Origin of the sequence: Pseudomonas sp. UBA3153, from assembly GCF_002364635.1 — a bacterium.
GTDB classification, from domain to species: domain Bacteria; phylum Pseudomonadota; class Gammaproteobacteria; order Pseudomonadales; family Pseudomonadaceae; genus Pseudomonas_O; species Pseudomonas_O kuykendallii.
Genome location: NZ_DEYR01000006.1, coordinates 1 through 4640, shown reverse-complemented (window position 1 = coordinate 4640; position 4640 = coordinate 1). Strand labels below are relative to the sequence as shown.

The 4640-nt window shown below is 68.7% G+C and carries 3 protein-coding genes; 1 reads left to right on the top strand and 2 read right to left on the bottom strand.

The window, feature by feature from the left end:
- Nucleotides 1-10 precede the first annotated feature (10 nt).
- On the bottom strand, nucleotides 11-1324 hold the full coding sequence (locus B2X67_RS02240; protein WP_282342809.1) for an ATP-binding protein: 1314 nt from the start codon (nucleotides 1322-1324) through the stop codon (nucleotides 11-13).
- A gap of 103 nt (nucleotides 1325-1427) precedes the next feature.
- Nucleotides 1428-2162: a two-component system response regulator OmpR gene (gene ompR, locus B2X67_RS02235; RefSeq protein ID WP_090224042.1), complete on the bottom strand. Its 735-nt coding sequence runs from the start codon at nucleotides 2160-2162 to the stop codon at nucleotides 1428-1430.
- 231 nt (nucleotides 2163-2393) lie between these two features.
- On the opposite strand from ompR, the gene B2X67_RS02230 reads away from it, so the two are divergent.
- Nucleotides 2394-4640 (top strand): Tex family protein (locus B2X67_RS02230; protein ID WP_286784474.1); only part of this gene is annotated, 2247 nt, incomplete at its 3' end.

The window sequence follows — 4640 nt, the reverse complement described above, 5'->3', positions numbered from 1 at the left end:
TCTTCCGATCTTAGACCGCGTCGCGCGGCAGAACCAGCCCCAGGGGCAGGCGAACCCGCGCCTCCAGGCCGCCGCCAGCCCGGTTGCGCAACTCGACGCTGCCGCCGTGCAGCGCGGCGATGCGCTTGACGATCGCCAGGCCCAGCCCGGTGCCGCGCCCGCCGCGGGCCCGGTCGCCGCGGATGAACGGGTTGAAGATCTCGCCCAGTTCGGCCTCGTCGATGCCTTCGCCGCGATCGAGCACGCTGAGCACCACGTAGGGCGCGGTGAAGTCGTCGGCCACGTAGGCCGCGACCTCGACGCCGTTGCCCCCATGGTTGAGGGCGTTCTCGATGAGGTTGGTCAGCAGGCGCTTGATCGACACGCGACGCAGCGGGAACGGCGGAATCTGCTCCAGGCACAGGCGCACGTGCTCGCCGTTCTGGTTGAACGGCGCCACCGTTTCGGCGACCAGTTCGCCAAGGTCGAGCTGCTCCACCGGCTCGTCGCGGCCGTCGCGGATGAAGGCGAGGAACTGGTCGAGGATGGCGTTCATATCCTCGATGTCGCGGACCATGTCTTCGGTCAGCTCGGTGTCGCTGTCGAGCAGCTCCAGCGCCAGGCGCAGGCGAGTCAGCGGCGTGCGCAGGTCATGCGAGACGCCGGCGAGCATCAGCTCGCGCTCGCGCGCCGCCTGCTCGACGTCCTCGGCCATCTGATTGAAGGCGCGGTACACCTCGGTCATCTCGCTGGGCGTGTCGCCCACCGGCAGGCGCACGCTGCGGCCCTGGCCAAGCTGGCGGGTGGCGTCGACCAGGCGCTTGAGCGGCGCGTTGAGCTGGCGCACGAAGATCCACGCGGCGGCGGTGGACAGCAGGCCGATGCCGAGGAACCAACCGAGCACGCTCCAGATGCGCTGGCCGCGCAGCGGATGGGCGTACATAGGCACCTTGATCCATTCCGGGCCGAGCGCGGGCGCGCGCACCCACAACGCCGGCGGGCTCTGCACGCGCACGCGCACTTCGGTGTCGGCGCCCAGCTCGACCTGCATCTGCCGCTGGAACACCTCGCTGTAGGGCCAGTGCTGCTCGCCCGGCGGGAGGATTTCCTGCGGGACGATCTTCAGCCCGGCGGAATCGGCGATCCGCGGACGATCGGCGGAATCCGCCGCCCAGTAGGCGCGCAGGGTCAGCGCCGCGCCATGGCTGTACTGCCGGTCCACCAGCATGTCCTCGTTCATCATCAGGTAGACCAGGGTCAGCGCCTTGGAGAACAGCACGACGACGAGCACCAGCCAGAGGGTGCGGGCGAAGAAGCTTTGCGGGAACCAGACAGGGGTTTTCATGACGGGAAGCCAGAACGGCGCAGCGCCGGTCGCGGGAAGGGTCGCTCGGCGCGCGAGCGGGAGGGCCGGGCGGCGGACGAGGCGGGCCCCGTCCGCCGGGCGATCACTTGTTGCCGTCCGGCACGAAGACGTAGCCGACGCCCCAGACGGTCTGGATATAGCGCGGCTTCGACGGGTCCGGCTCGATCAACCGGCGCAGGCGGGAAATCTGCACGTCGATGGAGCGCTCCAGGGCATCCCATTCGCGGCCGCGGGCGAGGTTCATCAGCTTGTCGCGGGTCAACGGTTCGCGGGCGTGCTGGACCAGCGCCTTGAGCACGGCGAACTCGCCGGTGGTGAGCATGTGCACCTCGTCGCCACGCTTGAGCTCGCGGGTCGCCAGCGACAGTTCGTAGTCGCCGAAGGTTACGGTTTCCTCTTCGCTGCCCGGCGCGCCCGGCACCAGCGGTACCTGGCGGCGCAGCACGGCCTTGATCCGCGCCATCAGCTCGCGCGGGTTGAACGGCTTGGCCAGGTAGTCGTCGGCGCCCTGCTCCAGGCCCTGGATGCGGCTACTCTCGTCGCCCTTGGCGGTGAGCATGATGATCGGTACCTGGTTGTTCGACTCGCGCAGCCGGCGGCAGGCGGACAGGCCGTCCTCGCCGGGCAGCATGAGGTCGAGCACCACCAGCTGGAACAGCTCGCGGCCGAGCAGGCGATCCATCTGTTCGACGTTCTCCACGGCGCGTGCGCGGTAACCCTGCTCGGTGAGGAAGCGTTCGAGCAGGCGGCGCAAGCCGGGATCGTCGTCGACGATGAGGATCTTTTCGCCTTCGGCGGCAGGGGCAGTGCTGTTCATGGAATCTCCAAAAAACCATCCGGGCGGCATTATGGCGTAGTCGCGAGGCGCGGGAACGTCAGCCATTGTTAGCAGATTTTTCGCTGTCTGGCGGCGCTGGCGCACGCCACAGGCCGGCCACGGCGTGTCGTCGCCTGTCCGCCACCTGCCGTTCGCGGACGCCGCTCGTGTTTATAATGCCGGCCTTTCGCGCAGGCACGGCCTGCTCTTCTTGTCTGATTCAGGTGGTTCATGGACAGCATCAGTACCCGCATCGCCAACGAGCTGGGCGTGCGCCCGCAACAGGTCGCCGCCGCCGTGGCCCTGCTCGACGAGGGCTCCACCGTGCCCTTCATCGCCCGCTACCGCAAGGAAGTCACCGGCAGCCTGGACGACACCCAGCTGCGCCATCTGGAAGAACGCCTGCGCTACCTGCGCGAGCTGGACGACCGTCGCGCGGCGATCCTCGCCAGCATCAAGGAACAGGGCAAGCTGACGCCGGAACTGACCCGCGAGATCAACCTGGCCGAGACCAAGACGCGCCTGGAAGACCTCTACCTGCCGTACAAGCAGAAGCGCCGCACCAAGGGCCAGATCGCCCTGGAAGCCGGCCTCGGCGAACTCGCCGATGGCCTGTTCGGCGACCCGACCCGCGACCCGGAAACCGAAGCCGCGCGCTTCGTCGATGCCGAGAAGGGCTTCGCCGACGTCAAGGCGGTGCTCGAGGGCGCCAAGTACATCCTCATGGAACGCTTCGCCGAGGACGCCGACCTGCTGGCGAAACTGCGCGGCTTCCTCAAGGACAACGCCACCCTCGCCGCGCGCCTGGTGCCCGGCAAGGAAACCGAAGGCGCCAAGTTCAGCGACTACTTCGAACACGACGAACCCTTCCGGAGCGTACCGTCGCACCGCGCCCTGGCGATCTTCCGCGGGCGCAACGAAGGCGTGCTGAGCGCCGCGCTGAAGGTCGGCGAGGAGCTGCCCGGCAGCATGCATCCGGGCGAAGTGATGATCGGCGAGCGCTTCGGCATCGCCAACCAAGGCCGTGCGGCCGACAAATGGCTGGCCGAAGTGGTGCGCTGGACCTGGAAGGTCAAGCTCTACACGCACCTGGAGACCGACCTCTTCGGCGAGCTGCGCGACGCCGCCGAGGACGAGGCGATCAGCGTCTTCGCGCGCAACCTGCACGACCTGCTGCTGGCCGCCCCGGCCGGTCCGCGCGCCACCCTCGGGCTCGATCCGGGCCTGCGCACCGGCTGCAAGGTCGCCGTGGTCGATGCCACCGGCAAGGTCCTGGATACCGCCACCGTCTACCCGCACGCGCCGAAGAACGACTGGGACGGCACCCTCGCCGTGCTCGCCAGGCTCTGCGCCAAGCATGGCGTCGACCTGATCGCGATCGGCAACGGCACCGCCAGCCGCGAGACCGACAAGCTCGCTGGCGACCTGATCGCCAAGGTCCCGGGCCTCAAGCTGACCAAGGTGATGGTCAGCGAGGCCGGCGCCTCGGTGTATTCCGCCTCGGAACTGGCGGCCAAGGAATTCCCCGGCCTCGACGTTTCGCTGCGCGGCGCGGTGTCCATCGCCCGCCGCCTGCAGGACCCGCTGGCCGAACTGGTGAAGATCGATCCGAAATCCATCGGCGTCGGCCAGTACCAGCACGACGTCTCCCAGCTCAAGCTGGCGCGCTCGCTGGACGCGGTGGTGGAAGACTGCGTGAACGCCGTCGGCGTCGACCTGAACACCGCCTCCGCCGCCCTGCTAGCGCGGATCTCCGGGCTCAACGCGACGCTGGCGCAGAACATCATCGCGCACCGCGACGCGCATGGCGCCTTCGCCAGCCGCGACGACCTGAAGAAGGTCCCGCGCCTGGGCGAGAAGACCTACGTGCTGGCTGCCGGCTTCCTCCGCGTGATGAACGGCGACAACCCGCTGGACGCCTCGGCCGTGCACCCGGAAACCTATCCGCTGGTGCAGCGCATCGCCGCCGACACCGGCCGCGACATCCGCTCGCTGATCGGCGATTCGAGCTTCCTCAAGCGCCTCGACCCGAAAGCCTTCACCGACGAGTTCTTCGGCCTGCCGACCGTCACCGACATCCTCCGGGAACTGGACAAGCCCGGCCGCGACCCGCGCCCGGAGTTCAAGACCGCGACCTTCCAGGACGGCGTCGAGAGCCTCAACGACCTGCAGCCGGGCATGCTGCTCGAGGGCGTGGTGACCAACGTCACCAACTTCGGCGCCTTCGTCGACATCGGCGTGCACCAGGACGGGCTGGTGCACATCAGCGCGCTGGCGGAAAAGTTCGTCAAGGACCCGCGTGAAGTGGTCAAGGCCGGCGACGTGGTCAAGGTCAAGGTAATGGAAGTGGACATCCCGCGCAAACGCGTCGGCCTGTCCATGCGCCTGGGCGACACGCCGGGCGAGAAGGTCGAAGGCCCGCGCGGCGGCCAGGGGCGCGGCAATCGCCCGGCGCCGGCCGCGCGCAACGAGCCCAAG